Source organism: Pseudomonas sp. D8002, assembly GCF_013385695.1.
Taxonomy (GTDB): Bacteria; Pseudomonadota; Gammaproteobacteria; order Pseudomonadales; family Pseudomonadaceae; genus Aquipseudomonas.
This window is the reverse complement of sequence record NZ_JACAPM010000013.1, coordinates 227615-242927: the sequence shown is the minus strand read 5'-3', so window position 1 is coordinate 242927 and position 15313 is coordinate 227615. Positions and strand designations below refer to the sequence as shown.

The window sequence follows — 15313 nt, the reverse complement described above, 5'->3', positions numbered from 1 at the left end:
AACCATAAGCCGCCGTTACCGAAGAAACGGATATGTACTCGGTCCCCCTCCCTCAGGCCACTTTTCCAGCCGCCTGGCGCTCCCGCTCAGCCACCAACTGCCGAGTCAGCGGAATCAGCCTCTTCCCGTAATCAATAGCATCATTCAGCGGATCAAACCCACGAATCAAAAAGGTCGTGATACCCAGGTCGTAATAGTCGAGCAGAGCCTCGGCCACCTGATCCGCAGTACCCACCAAAGAAGTAGAGTTACCCTGGGCCCCCAGCAACCCCGCAATCCCGGTCCACAACCGCTTATCCAACCGCGACCCCTGGGCCGCCGCCGCCAACAGCCGCCGCGACCCCTCATTCGGCGGTTCACGCCTCACAAACCCATTCTTCTGCGCCAGCGCCGTCGCCTGCTCCAGAATGCTATCCGCACGCTCCCAAGCCAGCGCTTCCGTCTCTGCCAGAATCGGCCGCAACGACAAACTGAAGCGAACCGTACGCCCATGCCTGGCCGCCTCAGCCCGCACCTGGGTGACCACTTCCTTCACCTGCTCGTAGGTCTCACCCCACAGCGCATACACATCCGCATGCTTGCCCGCCACCGCAATGGCCGCCGCTGAAGACCCGCCAAAATACAACGGTATATGCGGCTGCTGCGGCGACTTCACCGTCGAAAACGCACCCTCGTACCGGTAGTAAGTGCCGTGATGGTCGAAGGGCTTTTCACTGGTCCATTCCTGCCGCACCACGCTCAAGTACTCGTCGGTGCGCGCATAACGCTCATCCTTGTCGATATGACTGCCATCGGCCCGCAGTTCACGGTCGTCGCCGCCGGTGATGATGTGCACCGCGGTGCGCCCGCCGTTGAACACATCCAGCGTGGCGAACTGCCGCGCAGCGAGGGTGGGTTGGACGAAGCCGGGCCGGTGGGCAATCAGGAACTGCAGCTTTTTCGTCACGCTGGCCGCATGGGCAGCGATCAACGTACTGTCCGGGCTGTTGGAATGGAAGGCCACCAGCGCGCGGTCGAAGCCGGCCTCCTCGTGGGCGCGGGCCACGGTCTCCACGTAATCGGGCTGCAAGGTCGGGCCGCTGCGAGGGTGGATCTCGGAGGCGTGGTGGCCGCCGATATAGCCGATAAATTCGATGCTCATGGTCAGTCCTTGTTGAGGGCAGGAATAAAGCTGCTATCGAAAATAGGGGCCGCACCCGGGCCTGTAAAATGCCGATTGGTTCTATCCTAATTATAAAAATACAGAATCATATTTTTATATCGTTATCAGTAATACGCATTTTAATCGTATTAGGTTATTCCCAAATAGAATTTCACTGAGGTTTTTTATGCGAATAGCATGAAACCGCAGCGGCGCTCCTGGCCGTGTTCTTGATGAGGAAGGAAGCCCGATGACTGAAAAGTCCCTTAACGCCAGTTCGTTTTCCGTCGACAAGGCCGAGGGTCAAGCCGGCGTTGCGTCCCGCTTGATTCCGCGCTGGCTGCGCAACTGGCGCACCCCCGATGTGTTGCTGCGGCTGGTCAGCCCGATTGTGTTGCTGTTGCTGTGGGAACTGGCCTCCGAGCTGGGCTTGATCCCGGCACGGATCATCGCCGCGCCGTCTCAGATTGGCGGCACCCTGTGGGCAATGATCGTCTCCGGAGAGCTGGGCAAGCACCTGCTGGTGTCCCTGCAACGGGCGCTGCTGGGCTTGAGCATCGGCGTGAGTATCGGGGTGGTGGCCGCGTTGATCACCGGCCTGTCGAAGCGCGGCGAGGTAATCCTCGACTCACCGATGCAGATGCTGCGCACCATTCCTTCCCTGGCTCTGGTGCCGTTGTTCATCCTCTGGTTTGGCATCGGCGAGTTCACCAAGATCGCACTTATCGTGACCGGCACCACCTTTCCGGTGTACCTCAACCTGTTCGCCGGCATCCGCAACATCGACCCCAAACTGATCGAGGCCGCCAACACCCTCGGCCTCAACCGTCGCGAGCTGATCTGGCACGTGATCCTGCCGGGCTCGTTGCCTTCGTTTTTTGTCGGCCTGCGCTATTCCCTGGGCATCTCCTGGCTGGCCCTGGTGTTTGTCGAGCAAATCAACACCACCGCCGGTATCGGCTACCTGGCCAGTGATGCGCGGGACTTCATGCGCACCGACGTGATCGTGATCTGCCTGTTGATCTATAGCGTGCTGGGCCTGCTGATCGACGGCTTGATCCGCACCCTGGAACGTTTTGCCCTGGCCTGGCGCCCATCGTTTGTGAGGAACTGACATGTCGATTCTCGAAGCTTCAACAGCACCGGTGCAGTTGCGCAATGTGGTGCGCCAGTTCGGCCAGCAGCGGGTCATCGACGGCCTGGACCTGGATATCGCCCCGGGGGAGTTCGTTGCGTTGCTGGGCGCCAGCGGGTCCGGCAAGACCACTTTGCTGCGCAGCCTCGCGGGCCTGGACAGCATCGACAGCGGCCAGTTGCGCGTGCCCAAGGCCCGGGCGGCGGTGTTCCAGGAGCCGCGCCTGATGCCGTGGAAGCGCGCCTGGAAAAACGTGATTCTCGGCCTGCGGGTTCCCGACGCCAAGGCCCGTGCGGTGCAGGCGTTGACGGAAGTCGGGCTGGCCCATCGGCTGGAGGCGTACCCGGCGACCCTCTCCGGCGGCGAGGCCCAGCGCGTGGCATTGGCCCGCGGCCTGGTGCGCGAGCCCAAGCTGCTGTTGCTCGACGAACCCTTCGCCGCGCTGGATGCGCTGACCCGCATCAAGATGCATCGCCTGATCATCGAGCTCTGGCGCAAACACACGCCGGCCGTGTTGCTGGTGACCCACGACGTCGACGAAGCGATCCTGCTGGCCGACCGCGTGATCGTGCTGGCGGAGGGCAAGATTGCCGAGCAACTGCGCATCGACCTGCCCCGTGCACGGGATACCGGCCAGGACGGTTTCCAGGCGATTCGCGCGCGCTTGCTGAGCCTGTTGGGGGTTGAAGTGGACGCCCCGGCCGCCCAGCCTGCGAACGCCAGCGTCAGGCGGTTTGCCCATGGTTGAATTCAGAACCCTTTGCCTGTTGGCGGCTGCACTGCTGATGGGCGGCTGCGACAAAGCCGCTGAAGCGCCGAAGTCTGCATCGGATCTGTCGGGTGTGACCTTGATCCTCGGTGACCAGGCCAAGGGCTTGCGTACGGTGGTGGAGGCCGCCCACGCCCTGGATGGCATCGACTACAAGGTCCAGTGGGCCAACTTCCAGGGCGCCGCGCCGCTGTTCGAAGCCTTGCGCGCCGGCGCCGTGGACCTCGGCCCGGCCGGGGATACACCGGTGCTGGCGGCTGCCACCGGAGGCACGCCGCTGCGTATCGTTGCGGTGCGCCGCAGTCAGGCGCGCAGCATTGCGATCCTGGTGCCGCCCGATTCACCGATCCACAGCGTGGCCGATCTGAAAGGACGCAATGTGGTGGTGTCGTCAGCCCGTGGGAGCATTTCCCAGTACCTGCTGATCCGCGCCCTGGCGAATGCCGGCGTGGATGAAAAGGACGTCAACGTCGGCTTCGTGCTGCCCACCGATGCATTACCTGCGTTCAACGCCGGCAAGATCGAAGCCTGGGCGACCTTCGGGGTGTACCAGGCGTTCGCCGAACAGCAGGGCGCGCGGGTGCTGATCAGCGGGGAGGGCATCAATACCGGCCTGACGTTTATTACCGCGTCCGATGAAGTGCTCAGCGACCCGCTCAAGCGCCAGGCGTTGCGTGACGTTTTGCAGCGGTTCGCCAAGGCTTTTGAATGGGCGCAGCAGAACCCCGAGGAATACGCACGGGTGTTTGCCACGGTCAACGATATCCCGCTCAAGGTTTCACAGTTGCTGCGCACATGGGGTGATGAGTCGCTGCTGCCGGTAGAGGAGCGGGATGTGCAGGCGTTGCAGCAGGTGGATGATTTGTTTGTGGAAAAGAAGATTTTCCCGCACCGGGTAGAGGTACGGAAACTGACGGATACCGAGGTGTTTTCGCCGCAATCGCTGGCTGGCGCGCCCTGAAGTCGTTGTGTTTTGCCCGGACCTGAGGTCTCATGGGTCCGGGAAAAACTTGCGGGTAGGGAACAGCACTTGATACGGGAAGAACTGGCGCAATATGGCGGTATCACCGTCATGATTCCGGCCGCAGTGGTGATCGCCGTCTGGCTCTGGTATTCCCGGCCCCAGGCGGTCAAGTGGTGGCTGATGACCATCGCCTGCACCTATTCCATCGTGGCGTTCAGCAAGTTGCTGTTCAAGGGCTGGGGCGTGGCGCTCCAGCAGCTGGATATTGCGGTGCTCAGCGGTCACGCCATGAATACGTCGTTGATGGTGCCCGTGGCGATGAGCCTGGTGGCGCGCCGGGTCAACCCCGAGTGGCGCTGGCCCGCAGCTATCGCCGGGATGTTTATCGCCGGCTGGTTCAGTGCCTATTGCGTGGCACCCTATATTCACCCACTCAACGAAGCACTGGCCGGTGGCTTTTTGGGCGGCATGGCGGCACTGGCGTTTCTATGGCGCCTTGAGGTGGTTGAAGTGCGGGTTTCCCCATCGTTGATCGGTGGGGGAATGGTGATCCTGTTGTTAAGTGCGATGGCACCCAAGTACAACGCCGAGAAGCTGCTCAACCATGTGGCAGTGGCCGTATCAGGTGCCGACCAGGCCCATCAGGAGCCTTCCTGGCGGGCCTCTTCCATGCAGTTGAACGCCGAGTAAGTGGCCAGGTCCAGGGCCAGGTTACTTTCCACCAGCAGCTCCAGCAGGACCGTCTGGCAATTGAAGCGCCGGGCATCGCCACGGCGCTGCGAACGCTTCATCTGCTTGAACAACGTGTCGGTTATGTCCTGCGGTGAGTTGCCGCGCAACTGATCCAGCCAGTGGGACATGATCCGGGTGTTGTGCGCATATTGCTCCGCCGGCAGTTGTTCGTGCGGTGCCAGGCCCACGAAACCTTCAAACGTGTTCGTCAGCCTTTTCAAGGCGTAGGCCCGTTTCAGATCCTCATAAATGCTCATGGCCGCTCCTCGGTGCAGGAAATATTCGCCAATAGTTCGGCCGTCTTCATTTGCATCAGGTGGCTGTCGCCGCGGCTCTCCACGCACAGGCAGATGGACAGGGGATTGCTCACCTGCAACTTGAAGCGCCAGTCGGCAAACACCATTGAAAGCCCGGTACAGGATTCGTCACTGTCCAGGGAATGGCCGGCGTATAACACCTGCATGCGTTCTACAACGGTGGTTGAACTATTAACCTTGACGTGAATGTTTCCCGAAGAAGGAAACAGGCCGATACGCTCTACCAATAGCTTTGAACTTTTCATGGCCGTCCCTCGCTGTTAATTCACGTATTACTTTATTCTCAAGAGGTGAAAAAGTAAGCGGATGTTATTTTTAGTCTGTTATTAAGTTGAATGTTATTTCTTGTCTGTTCAGCGCCGCTATCAGTCACTTCTTTGCACTCGGCTGATTTCTGCCAATGGCAAGTTGATGCGTTGTTCCCGTTGCAGGAAGTTCATCAGCAACACCACACGTTCCTCACCGTCCATGGCCAGGAAGACCGCTTCAAGTTCGGCAAACGGCCCTTCATTGATGCGCACGCTTTCGCCGGGCTGCAACAGGGCGCTCACCACGGCCTGGTGGTCGCGCTCCTGGAGTTCGTCCACCAGCGTGTCGCTGATGGGCAACGGGTGCGCGCCGAATGCCACCACCCGCGACACACCGCGGGTCGAGCGCAGTGAGCTCCAGCTGTCCTGCTGGCTCATTTGAATAAACAGATAGCCTGGAAACAACGATTCACGGGTGGTCCTGCGCTGGCCCTTCAACAGCCGTTCGCGTTTATAGGTAGACCGGAAGCAGGTATAGCCCTGGCGCTGGAGGTGCTCCTCGGCGCGCTCGTCCTGCCGGGATTTGCACTGGACCAGGTACCAGGCTTTGTTGGCATTTGCGCTCATGGGCGTTCCTCTTCCTATATAGGGCGATACGTGACAAGGCTGTAATTTAAAGCCGATGGGAGTGACGAAGTAATGAATGTTATAAATTGTCGGTTTGAAGGCGGTGGTTGTTATTTTTCGTCCGGAGATAATTTTGGGGGAAGTAAGGGTTACGTGTTAATAAATACTGCCGTGAAGTAATGAAGTTGAAGATGTTGCGTCATGGGGTAATGGATGGCCCGGGGATAGTGCCTTGTTTAAAAGAGTGTTGATTGTCTGTATTGGCAATATTTGCCGTAGTCCCACCGCGGAAAGTCTTTTGCGTGGCGCACTCCCGTGCTCCGATATCAAGATCAGTTCTGCAGGTATTGCCGCGTTGGTCGGCAAGCCGATTGAAACCACCGCCCGTGCGGTACTCGAAGCCCACGGTCATCCGGCCGACAAGCACCAGGCCACCCAGTTGGCGCCACAGGCGATCAGTGAAGCCGACCTGATCCTGGTCATGGAACGACAGCACATCAATGCCGTACTCAGCATGGCGCCCGAGGCACGAGGCAAGGTCTTGCTGCTGGGCAAATGGCAAAACGAGCGAGAGATCAGCGACCCGTACCGTCAAGGCAAGGCCGCGTTTGTGCACGCTTATGCGTTGATCGAAGAAGCTGTAAACGCATGGGCGCAGCGTCTTGCACGCTGATCGCCACTCCTTTTTGAATCGAAATAAAGGCTAAGAATCCGACTTATGCAGCAAACGCCAGCAGTCACCGTACAGGAAGACGATAACGGGGAGATTGATCTCCTCGGTCTGTTTGGAACACTGATCGACCATAAATGGCTGATCGCTGCGGTGACCGGTGCCTTTATGGTCACTGGCGCCGCCTATGCGGTGCTGGCAACCCCGGTCTACCAGGCGAATGCCCTGCTGCAGGTCGAAGCGAAAAAGAACGACTTGCTGGGCTTCTCGGACATCGGCGGGATGCTGGGCAAGGAGTCGCCGTCGGCCACCGAGATCGAGCTGATCCAGTCCCGCTACGTGATTGGCAAAACCGTCGACAACCTGAAACTCGATATCGTCGTACAGCCGATGTACTTCCCGGTGGTGGGTGAGTTCCTGGCGCGCCGCTTCCAGAAGGCCAACCCCGGTGCAGTCGCCGAGCCGCTGCTGGGCCTGGACAGCTTCGCCTGGGGCGGCGAGTCGCTGAAGATCTTCAAGCTGGACCTGCCCGACGGGCAATTGGGCAAGAAGCTGACCCTGACCGTGGGTGAAAACGCGCACTACACCCTGGTGGATGAAGATGACCAGGTGCTGGCGGCCGGCGAGGCCGGGCAGCCGTTCGAGCAAAATGGCGTGGCATTCCAGATTGAAGAACTGCGCGCCAAGCCCGGCACGCGTTTCCGGGTGATCCGCAATGCGCGACTGACCAGCATCCTCGACTATCAGGAGAACCTGGATGTGGTCGAGCGAGGGAAGGAGTCGGGCATGATCGGCCTGGCGCTGGAAAGCACCGAGCCGGACCAGGCGATCAAAATCCTCAATCAGATCGCGGCGATCTACGTGCGGCAGAACGTGGAGCGCACCTCGGCTGAGGCGGCGCAAAGCCTGGCGTTTCTCAAGGAGCAACTGCCGGAGGTCAAGAAGGACCTGGAAAAAGCCGGGAAGGCCTTGAATGAATACCAGACCCGCAGCAAGTCGGTGGACATCACCCTGGAAACCAAGGCGATTCTCGACCAGATCGTGGGCCTCGATACCAGCATCTCCGAGCTGAAGCTGCAACAGGCCGAGATGGACCGCAAGTTCACCCGCCAGCATCCCGCGTATCGCGCATTGCTGACTCAGATCGGCGAGCTGACCAGCAAGCAGCAGAGCCTGGCGAGCCGGGTCGAGAGCCTGCCTTCCACCCAGCAGGAACTGCTGAGCCTCACCCGGGATGTCGAGGTCGGCACGGCCATTTACACCCAGTTGCTCAACAAGTCCCAGGAACTCGATGTGATGCGCGCGGGCACCGTGGGCAACGTGCGCCTGATCGACACCGCAGACGTCAATTTCTTCAAGCCGATCAAGCCGAAAAAGATCCTCATCGTGCTGATCGCGACGCTGCTGGGCGGCTTCCTGGCGGTGACGCTGGTGCTGCTGCGCAAGGCGCTGAACCGTGGCCTGGAAAGCCCCGAGGCCATCGAGCAACTGGGCTTGCCGGTGTACGCGTCGATTCCGTACAGCACGCTGCAAAAGGTCGAAGAAGACAAAATCAGCCGCGGGCGTGGGCGTGCCGATGCCGGTTCTTCATTGCTGGCCATCAGTCACCCCACGGACCTGGCAGTGGAGGCCTTGCGCAGCTTGCGCACCAGTTTGCACTTCGCGATGCTCGAGGCGCCGAATAACCGGATCATGATTTCCGGCCCCAGCCCCGAGGTGGGTAAAACCTTTGTCTCGGTGAACCTGGCGGCGGTCATCGCGCAAACCGGGCAGCGCGTGTTGTTGATTGACGTGGATATGCGACGGGGCTACCTGCACAAAGTGCTGGGTGTGCCGGCCAAGGATGGGCTTTCCGACATCCTCTCCAATCAATGCACCCTTGAATCCGCCATCCACAAAACCGGCATTGAAAACCTCGACATCATCAGCCGCGGGCAAATACCGCCGAATCCTTCCGAGCTGCTGATGCACCGCAACCTGACCGAGCTGTTGGCGCAGGTCAGCGAACGGTATGACCTGGTGATTCTGGATACGCCACCGCTCTTGGCCGTGACCGACGCAGCCATCGTGGGACGGCAATCGGGGACCAACCTGATCGTCACCCGCTATGGCTTGAACCCGGCAAAAGAGATCGAGCACACCATGCGCCGATTTGCCCAGAACGGCATCGTGCTCAGGGGCGCGATCTTCAACGGCGTTGAAAAGAAAGCGTCGGCCAAGTATGGCTACGGCAACTATGGGTATTACCAGTACGAGTACCAGGCTGATCGGAGCTGATTCACCACTGTAATTGCAGGATAGAGGTCACGTTTTCAGGAAATGAACGAAAAATCCTGGGGCGGTAGCGTGCCAAATTCAAATCAGCATAAAGAATACCCAGCCATGTTTTACCTGTTATCCCTTATCGCGCTGTCAGCGGGTTTGCTCGCGGCGAAAAATCCAAAATACTCAATCGTAGTGTTCGGGATAATGCTGGCTGTTATTCCCACGGGTAACTCCTACAGCGAAATAATCTCGCTCAAGGGTATCTACTTCTTTGACTTTTATATCGTGGGCGGGCTGGGCGCACTGCTGATCCGGCAGGTGGCTACACAGAAGAAACAATTGACGGTGCCGGGCGGCCTGCTTTTTGGGTGCGGGCTGTATGTGGTGTTACTCGCCTGCGGCCTGCTGGAGTCCTCGAACAAGTACCTGTTGAAGGATGTTCGGCCGTTTATAATGATCCTGTCATTTATCGTGCTCTCGAACATCGCGACCCTTGCCGCAAAAACGCTGAAGTTGCAGACAGTGCTCCTGCTATTGATCGCGATGACCGCCTTCAATGTGCTGGACATTGCCTGGTTACGCTTGGGCTTGTACAAGTTTCAAGACGTCTACTATGAAGAAAACGCCTACCGCTACCTGGACGGCGGTACGTACGCTGCCGTGGCCTATCTGATTTATTACTTCATAGACCCACGGCTGTTCGAACACAGGAAAAAGCTCGCAAGCATTTGCCTGGCCACTTCATTCATCTGTTTGTTCATTGCCAACTCTCGCTTCATCTTTGTCTCGGTGTTTGCGGCGATCATCATCCACCAATACACCCGGCCGGCCCGCATGATAGGCGTTGCCCTGGCCGGGGCGGTGGTGCTGATGGCGTTCATTGGCATCAGCAATATGATCGGGGCTGATCGAATCAATGATGGTTTGTCGTCCGAAGGCATGGCCGCCCAATTGGCCACGCGCTTCAGCCCGGCGCTGGAGTTGATCCGCGGCATGAACCCGCTGCATTTCTTTGTAGGACTGGGCGCGGGCACGCCGTTCGAGATTCCCTGGTTCGAGTACCGTGGCCTCGATGACAAGAACTCGAATATCGACAGTGCCTACCTAACCTACTTCGTTAAGTACGGGCTGATCGGCGTGTACTTGCTGTACGTGTTCATTACCTCGATTACCCAGCACATGAACAGCCGGGTGGCGGTTTCGATCGCCATCTTTCTGGGGGTGATGTTCGTTGTCTCGGCCACGCCTTATCAGCCGTACGCCATCGGTATCGCGTATGGCGCGATTGTGCTGCGGGTCTGTTCCGAACACACCGCCAGGCAACGCAAAAAGATCCTCAAGCCTGGCCAGCCGCTGATAACCACACCCTTGCAGGTGAATGCCGGATGAACAGCACACTGTTGAAAAAGTTCGTGTCCAGTACGGCATGGAGTTTCGTTTCTGCCGTGGCCACCAAAGTGTCGGTGGTCATCACCGGCATCCTGGTTGCCCGGGTATTGGGTGCGCAATCGTTTGGCGAGTATGGCTTGATCCAGAGCGCGATTGTGATGCTTGCCAACGTCGCCGCCCAAGCCACCACCACGGCGACGGCCAAGCATATCGGGCAGTTCAAGGAGATCTGTCCCGAGAAGACCGGCAGGGGCATCGCGCTGACGCTGCTGTTCTCGGTTGTGTTCAGCGGGATGATCATCGGGACAGCGCTGTTTTTCCCGCACTTTTTCTCCAGCGTTATCCTGGGGGCAGACAGCCTCAGCGCCGCATCGCTGATCGTATTGAGCACCATCACGTTGATTATCCTGTCGGGATGGACCCAGGGCTGCCTGACCGGTTGGGGCCAATACCGGACAATCGCGACCATCAACGGAATCATTGCGATTGTCGCGATCCCGGCGACGTACTTCTTGACCCTGCAGTTCCGACTCAACGGTGCGCTGCTGGGCTTGGCCGGTTCTCAATTGCTGATCGTGTTCTTCAGCGCACTGGCCTGCTGGAAGACTTTGAAGGCCCGAAATACCACGCTGAGTTTCAAAGGTGCAATGACTGAAAAGCACGCAGTGCTGTCGGTTGGCCTGCCGGTATTGCTGACGGGGTTGATGGTCGCCCCGATGAACTGGTTCGCCAACAAGTTGCTGGCGGAAACAACTAACGGCCTTGCCGCATTGGGCATGTACGCCGCCGCGATGCAATGGAACGCGATCTTTTCCCATGTTTCCGTGGTGTTGGGCTCAGTGCTGGTGCCGATGCTGGCCGCCGCGCTGGGCGGTAAAAGCCGCAAGTTGGACGCCTTGAACTTTCTGTCGGGCTGGCTGGTGGTGTTGGTGATCATACAGCCGGTGATCATGTTCCCCGAGTTGCTGGCCAAACTGTATGGCAGCAGTTTCCTGGGGCGGGATTTTGAAGTGACATTAGTCCTGGTAATCCTGGGTTCGCTGCTCAGTGCATTCAAGTCCGGTATTTCAAGAAAGATGATCGTGATGAACCTGGCCTGGTTCAGTGTGATGAGTAACATTCTATGGGGAGTGTTATTCATTGCCGGAGCACTGTGGCTTCGGGAAGAAGGTGCAATCGGGATTGCCAAGGCATTTATCGGTTCGCAGTTTATTCACTTCCTGCTGGGACTGCCGTATTTCGTCTACAAGAAGATATTACCTCTGGAGTTGCTCGTATCTCCCAGGATCCTGATCTTGTGGACATTGCCTTTCATCAGTTTTATATCAAGCGCCTATGTCGAAAGTGTGCTGTATCGATTAATGATTATGGCGCTGATATTTATCTACATTCTCGCAACAACGTTTGCCTTGAATGCCGTGTTTAATGACCCCGTGGAAAATGGAAGCCCAGCATGAATGTCAGCAAAGTATATATCCGGGGGGCATACGGTCCTGGTAATTTGGGTGATGACGTATTAATGCTATGCGTGATCAATATTCTGAAAAAACGCTTTAAGGAATCGGATATAGCGGTGGGTGTCGATCATCCGCAGATCGCCAGGAACTTCAACCCGCGTATCAAGTGGCTGCACATCAAGGAGCCGGTCAAGGCTGACCTGGTGGTGTTGGGCGGTGGGGGCCAGTTCTTCTCGTTCATCCCACCGGCCGAAGAGGCGGCTGCCAACAAAGGCATCGTGGCGAAGCTGTGCAAGAGCATCAAGGCGCAGACCGACCTGAAGTCCACGCTTCTGCGTTTGTATGTCGGGTTGCGCGGTGGTGTCGACAGGATCTATTTCCACCGGCGCCTGGCGGCGTTCTGCATTGGCCTGGGCCCCTTCGATGGCGGCGGCAAGCTGCTGACCCGCGCCGTCAGCGTGATCAATCGCTGTGACTACATTTCCGTGCGGGACGGTACCAGCCAGCAGCATTGCAAGGCCTTCGGAAAGTCCGACGTCGAGGTGTACACCGACCCCAGCCTGCTTTCCGACCTGTGGATCTCCAGCAAAGACCTGGAGGTCGGCAGCCTCAAGAAGGGCAAGTACCTGTCCTTCATCCTGCGCGACTGGCCCCATGACGCGAACGGGCAACAGTTCATCAAGGCGATGGTCCAGGCCGCGGATGAGCTCGCCAAGCGTGGCGAGCAGGTACGCCTGGTCTCGCTGTACAAGGAACGTGACCAGCACCTGATCGACAAGTACCACATGTTCGAATGGTTGTGCTGGGACGCGGCGGGCGATACGCCCGAAACCTTCATGGCGAAACTGATCGTCGAGTCCGACGTGATCATCAGCGCCCGTGCACACGGTGTACTGCTGCCGGCTTCCCTGGGCTTTCCCACCATCGCGGTTGAAATCGAAAACAAGCTGAAAAAAGTCCATGAAATGCTGCCGCAGGGCACCCGGCTGGTCAGCACCCCAGACCCTGAGGTGATCAAGGCCACCATCAGCGAATTCCGGCAATCCAAGGCGCAAATGGCCGAGCACCTCAAGCAGGAGATCGCCCAGCGTTCTTCCCTTGCGCAAAAAGCGGTCGACGACTTTTTGAAATGGGTCGATGAAAAATAAAGTGGAGGGGCAACCGACGTGAAAAAGACAGCCTCGACGCTACTCATTGTGGCGTGCGCTCTGCAGGTGGCTGCCAGCGGCGCATCTGAGTTAAACGACCGTTGCGAGCCAGGCATCAAGAACATCTACCCGTCACTGCCGGACGTTTCGCAGATGGCCGACGGGCCCCAGGCGCAAAGCAGCATAAAGGGCAGGGCCAATCTGACGAACAAGGCCTACAGCCAAAAGATCAAGGACATTGCCGTGCATTTTCCGGCCGGCTCCTATGACCCGGGTTCGATGGTGCGCCTCGGGTTGCCCTACGGCGGCATTGAATTCAAATCCCCACTGCCGCAACCGGGCAGGGAATGCCTGGTACTGACCTATGAGTTGAAGTTCGACAGGAATTTCGACTTTGTAAAAGGCGGCAAGCTCCCGGGCCTCTACGGTGGCACCGGCAATACGGGCGGCAAGATACCGAACGGCCATGACGGCTTTTCCACGCGCTACATCTGGAAAGAAAAGGGCGTCGGCGCCATTTACGCGTATTTGCCCACCAGTAAAACCTGGGGCACGGCAGTCGGGTTGGGTTCCTGGATCTTTACGGTGGGGCAATGGCACAGGTTGGAGCAACTGGTGAAGTTGAATACGCCGGGGCAGGCCGACGGTGTGATTTCCATTTGGTACGACAACCAGCTGGTGCACTCGGAAACCGGGCTGACGTTTAGAGACACGCCGGAGATCACCATCGACGGCTTGCTGTTTTCGACGTTCTTCGGTGGCAATAACCCGTCTTTCGCCACGCCGGTGAGTACCAATATCCGCTTCAGGAATTTTGTGATGAGTTCACAGCGCGTAACGGATACTTCAGGGCAGGGCGAGTAGATGAAGAACCTGAAACTGAACATCAAGAAGGCCGCTGTTGCGCTGTTCAATACGCTGCTCAGCCTGGCGTTGTTTTTCAATCTGCGACGCGCGTTGCTCCGGGCAACCGGATGCCGGGTGGGCGCCCGGACCACGATCCACCGCAACGTGGTGTTTTTCTCCTTCGGCAACTTCTCGGTCGGGAAAAACTGCACGGTCAATTACGACTGCTACCTGGATAACCGGGCGGGCATCCGCATCGGCGACAACGTCAATATTTCCCATAACACCCGGATTTATACGCTGGGCCACGATATTGATGACCCCATGAGTTGCCTGGTGGGGAAGCCGGTGTTGATTGAAGACAATGCCTGGATCTTTCCCAATGTGATGGTGATGCCAGGCGTCACCATCGGAACAGGCGCGGTTGTTTATCCGGGCAGTGTGGTCACGCGCAACGTTGCAGCGTATTCGATCGTGGGTGGCAATCCGGCCAAACATATCCGCTTCAGAAACAACACTATTCGATACAACGCCGACTTTCCGATCTGGTTTGCAGTGTAAGCAATCTCACTGGCCCCACCTTTATTTATGCAGGACTCTGACGTGAAATCATTAATGATTGCATGGATTGGCTATCAACGACGCGCCGATACCATGAAGCAATACTGGGCGTATGACATTCTGCATCTGCCCAACCAGTTCAAGAAGAAATCCGCGCGGCCGCTGGATTACTTGATCAAGTCGTTTAAAACCCTGAAGACCCTGTTGGCCGGTTCGCCTGACGTGCTGTGGGTGCAGTTGCCGCCGAGCCCGGTATTGCATATAGCAATGGCCTACAAGTTTATATTCAACCGGCGGCTGAAGATTATCGCCGATGCCCACAACAGCCTGTTGCGCAAGCAATGGATAGGCTTTCCGGGCACGGTAGCGCTGTTGAATAGAATCGATGCCGTCGTCGTTCATAATTTTAAAGTCAAAGAAGAGTTGGCCGGCCTGGGCGTCAATGACACCAATATCTTTATCCTGGAAGACTTGCCGTGTGACTTTCACGCGGCGCCCGCCAGTGAGCGCGAGACACCCTATGTACTGTTTCCGTGCTCGTTTGATATCGATGAACCGATCGAGATCGTGATCAACGCCGCCCGCGAAATGCCCGGTGTCGACTTCCTGATCACCGGCAAGCATCAGGGCAAGCTCTCCGAGGAGCTCGTGGCGTCACTCCCCGAGAACATCAAGCTGACCGGCTTCCTCAGCAAGGCGACCTTTGAACAGCTGCTGTGCCACGCGAATGTGGTGCTCGGCCTGACCACCCGCGACAACGTTCAGCTGAGCGTGGCCAACGAAGCGGTCAGCGCCGGCAGGCCGATGGCGCTTTCGAATACCACGGTACTGCGCTCGTTGTTTTCCGAGGCGGCGGTGTTTGTCGACACCCTGGACCCGCTGTCCATCAAGGCCGGCGTCGCGCAGCTCATCGCCAATCAAGAAACCTATAAAGAGAAATCGGCCTTGCTCAAAGCCAAGCGAATAACCCGCTGGAAAGGCCAGGCCCAACTGTTAAGAACTGCCGCCACTATTTAATGATGTCTATTACACCTGACAGGAAGG

Annotated in this window: 16 protein-coding genes; 12 read left to right on the top strand and 4 right to left on the bottom strand. The window is 58.0% G+C overall.

Features of this window, described 5'->3' with window-relative positions; all coding sequences use genetic code 11:
• Positions 1 to 52: 52 nt before the first annotated feature.
• Positions 53 to 1141: an LLM class flavin-dependent oxidoreductase gene (locus tag HX807_RS08415; RefSeq protein WP_177049730.1), complete on the bottom strand. Its 1089-nt coding sequence runs from the start codon at positions 1139 to 1141 to the stop codon at positions 53 to 55.
• A gap of 250 nt (positions 1142 to 1391) precedes the next feature.
• On the opposite strand from HX807_RS08415, the gene HX807_RS08410 reads away from it, so the two are divergent.
• The 4 genes from HX807_RS08410 (at position 1392) to HX807_RS08395 (ending at position 4699) form a co-directional block, all read left to right on the top strand.
• Positions 1392 to 2255, top strand: a complete 864-nt coding sequence (locus HX807_RS08410) for an ABC transporter permease (protein WP_003211316.1) — start codon at positions 1392 to 1394, stop codon at positions 2253 to 2255.
• A gap of 1 nt (position 2256) precedes the next feature.
• Positions 2257 to 3024: an ABC transporter ATP-binding protein gene (locus tag HX807_RS08405; protein ID WP_008435484.1), complete on the top strand. Its 768-nt coding sequence runs from the start codon at positions 2257 to 2259 to the stop codon at positions 3022 to 3024.
• Entirely contained in the window at positions 3017 to 4006 is a 990-nt protein-coding gene (locus HX807_RS08400) for an ABC transporter substrate-binding protein (protein WP_008435483.1), read from the top strand. The genes HX807_RS08405 and HX807_RS08400 overlap by 8 nt, the downstream gene beginning before the upstream one ends.
• Before the next feature lie 69 nt (positions 4007 to 4075).
• On the top strand, positions 4076 to 4699 hold the full coding sequence (locus HX807_RS08395) for a hypothetical protein (RefSeq protein ID WP_177049728.1): 624 nt from the start codon (positions 4076 to 4078) through the stop codon (positions 4697 to 4699).
• Here the strand turns inward: HX807_RS08395 and HX807_RS08390 are convergent.
• From HX807_RS08390 to rfaH, 3 genes are all read right to left on the bottom strand, one after another.
• A complete protein-coding gene (locus HX807_RS08390) occupies positions 4651 to 4998 on the bottom strand; it encodes a hypothetical protein (protein ID WP_134326346.1) in 348 nt (115 codons plus the stop codon). The two genes, HX807_RS08395 and HX807_RS08390, sit on opposite strands and share 49 nt — an antisense overlap.
• Positions 4995 to 5303, bottom strand: a complete 309-nt coding sequence (locus HX807_RS08385; protein WP_023658750.1) for a hypothetical protein — start codon at positions 5301 to 5303, stop codon at positions 4995 to 4997. Before HX807_RS08385 ends, HX807_RS08390 begins: the two co-directional genes overlap by 4 nt.
• A 120-nt stretch (positions 5304 to 5423) precedes the next feature.
• The gene (gene rfaH / locus HX807_RS08380; protein WP_003211330.1) at positions 5424 to 5933 is read right to left on the bottom strand and encodes a transcription/translation regulatory transformer protein RfaH; all 510 of its coding nucleotides are present in this window, start codon (positions 5931 to 5933) and stop codon (positions 5424 to 5426) included.
• 232 nt (positions 5934 to 6165) lie between these two features.
• Here rfaH and HX807_RS08375 point away from each other — a divergent pair, with 232 nt between their 5' ends.
• The 8 genes from HX807_RS08375 (at position 6166) to HX807_RS08340 (ending at position 15286) form a co-directional block, all read left to right on the top strand.
• Complete coding sequence (locus HX807_RS08375) at positions 6166 to 6606, top strand: low molecular weight protein-tyrosine-phosphatase (RefSeq protein WP_032899408.1); 441 nt, start codon at positions 6166 to 6168, stop codon at positions 6604 to 6606.
• A gap of 45 nt (positions 6607 to 6651) precedes the next feature.
• Entirely contained in the window at positions 6652 to 8880 is a 2229-nt protein-coding gene (locus tag HX807_RS08370) for a polysaccharide biosynthesis tyrosine autokinase (protein ID WP_177049726.1), read from the top strand.
• Positions 8881 to 8985: 105 nt separating this feature from the next.
• Entirely contained in the window at positions 8986 to 10257 is a 1272-nt protein-coding gene (locus HX807_RS08365) for a DUF6369 family protein (RefSeq protein WP_177049741.1), read from the top strand.
• The gene (locus HX807_RS08360) at positions 10254 to 11714 is read left to right on the top strand and encodes an oligosaccharide flippase family protein (RefSeq protein ID WP_177049724.1); all 1461 of its coding nucleotides are present in this window, start codon (positions 10254 to 10256) and stop codon (positions 11712 to 11714) included. The genes HX807_RS08365 and HX807_RS08360 overlap by 4 nt, the downstream gene beginning before the upstream one ends.
• Complete coding sequence (locus tag HX807_RS08355; RefSeq protein WP_177049722.1) at positions 11711 to 12862, top strand: polysaccharide pyruvyl transferase family protein; 1152 nt, start codon at positions 11711 to 11713, stop codon at positions 12860 to 12862. The genes HX807_RS08360 and HX807_RS08355 overlap by 4 nt, the downstream gene beginning before the upstream one ends.
• 18 nt (positions 12863 to 12880) lie before the next feature.
• Positions 12881 to 13726: a polysaccharide lyase gene (locus HX807_RS08350; protein ID WP_371316459.1), complete on the top strand. Its 846-nt coding sequence runs from the start codon at positions 12881 to 12883 to the stop codon at positions 13724 to 13726.
• Complete coding sequence (locus HX807_RS08345) at positions 13727 to 14269, top strand: DapH/DapD/GlmU-related protein (protein ID WP_102368815.1); 543 nt, start codon at positions 13727 to 13729, stop codon at positions 14267 to 14269.
• Between the two features lie 54 nt (positions 14270 to 14323).
• Positions 14324 to 15286, top strand: a complete 963-nt coding sequence (locus tag HX807_RS08340) for a glycosyltransferase family 1 protein (RefSeq protein ID WP_177049737.1) — start codon at positions 14324 to 14326, stop codon at positions 15284 to 15286.
• Positions 15287 to 15313: the final 27 nt, after the last annotated feature.

What these genes read in the sequence shown, in the direction of transcription:
- HX807_RS08400 (WP_008435483.1), top strand. Translation starts at nt 3,017, where the DNA reads ATGGTTGAATTCAGAACCCTTTGCCTGTTGGCGGCTGCACTGCTGATG.
- HX807_RS08410 (WP_003211316.1), top strand. Translation starts at nt 1,392, where the DNA reads ATGACTGAAAAGTCCCTTAACGCCAGTTCGTTTTCCGTCGACAAGGCC.
- HX807_RS08385 (WP_023658750.1), bottom strand. Translation starts at nt 5,303, where the DNA reads ATGAAAAGTTCAAAGCTATTGGTAGAGCGTATCGGCCTGTTTCCTTCT.
- HX807_RS08345 (WP_102368815.1), top strand. Translation starts at nt 13,727, where the DNA reads ATGAAGAACCTGAAACTGAACATCAAGAAGGCCGCTGTTGCGCTGTTC.
- HX807_RS08365 (WP_177049741.1), top strand. Translation starts at nt 8,986, where the DNA reads ATGTTTTACCTGTTATCCCTTATCGCGCTGTCAGCGGGTTTGCTCGCG.
- HX807_RS08340 (WP_177049737.1), top strand. Translation starts at nt 14,324, where the DNA reads ATGATTGCATGGATTGGCTATCAACGACGCGCCGATACCATGAAGCAA.
- HX807_RS08370 (WP_177049726.1), top strand. Translation starts at nt 6,652, where the DNA reads ATGCAGCAAACGCCAGCAGTCACCGTACAGGAAGACGATAACGGGGAG.
- HX807_RS08390 (WP_134326346.1), bottom strand. Translation starts at nt 4,998, where the DNA reads ATGAGCATTTATGAGGATCTGAAACGGGCCTACGCCTTGAAAAGGCTG.
- HX807_RS08355 (WP_177049722.1), top strand. Translation starts at nt 11,711, where the DNA reads ATGAATGTCAGCAAAGTATATATCCGGGGGGCATACGGTCCTGGTAAT.
- HX807_RS08405 (WP_008435484.1), top strand. Translation starts at nt 2,257, where the DNA reads ATGTCGATTCTCGAAGCTTCAACAGCACCGGTGCAGTTGCGCAATGTG.
- rfaH (WP_003211330.1), bottom strand. Translation starts at nt 5,933, where the DNA reads ATGAGCGCAAATGCCAACAAAGCCTGGTACCTGGTCCAGTGCAAATCC.
- HX807_RS08415 (WP_177049730.1), bottom strand. Translation starts at nt 1,141, where the DNA reads ATGAGCATCGAATTTATCGGCTATATCGGCGGCCACCACGCCTCCGAG.
- HX807_RS08360 (WP_177049724.1), top strand. Translation starts at nt 10,254, where the DNA reads ATGAACAGCACACTGTTGAAAAAGTTCGTGTCCAGTACGGCATGGAGT.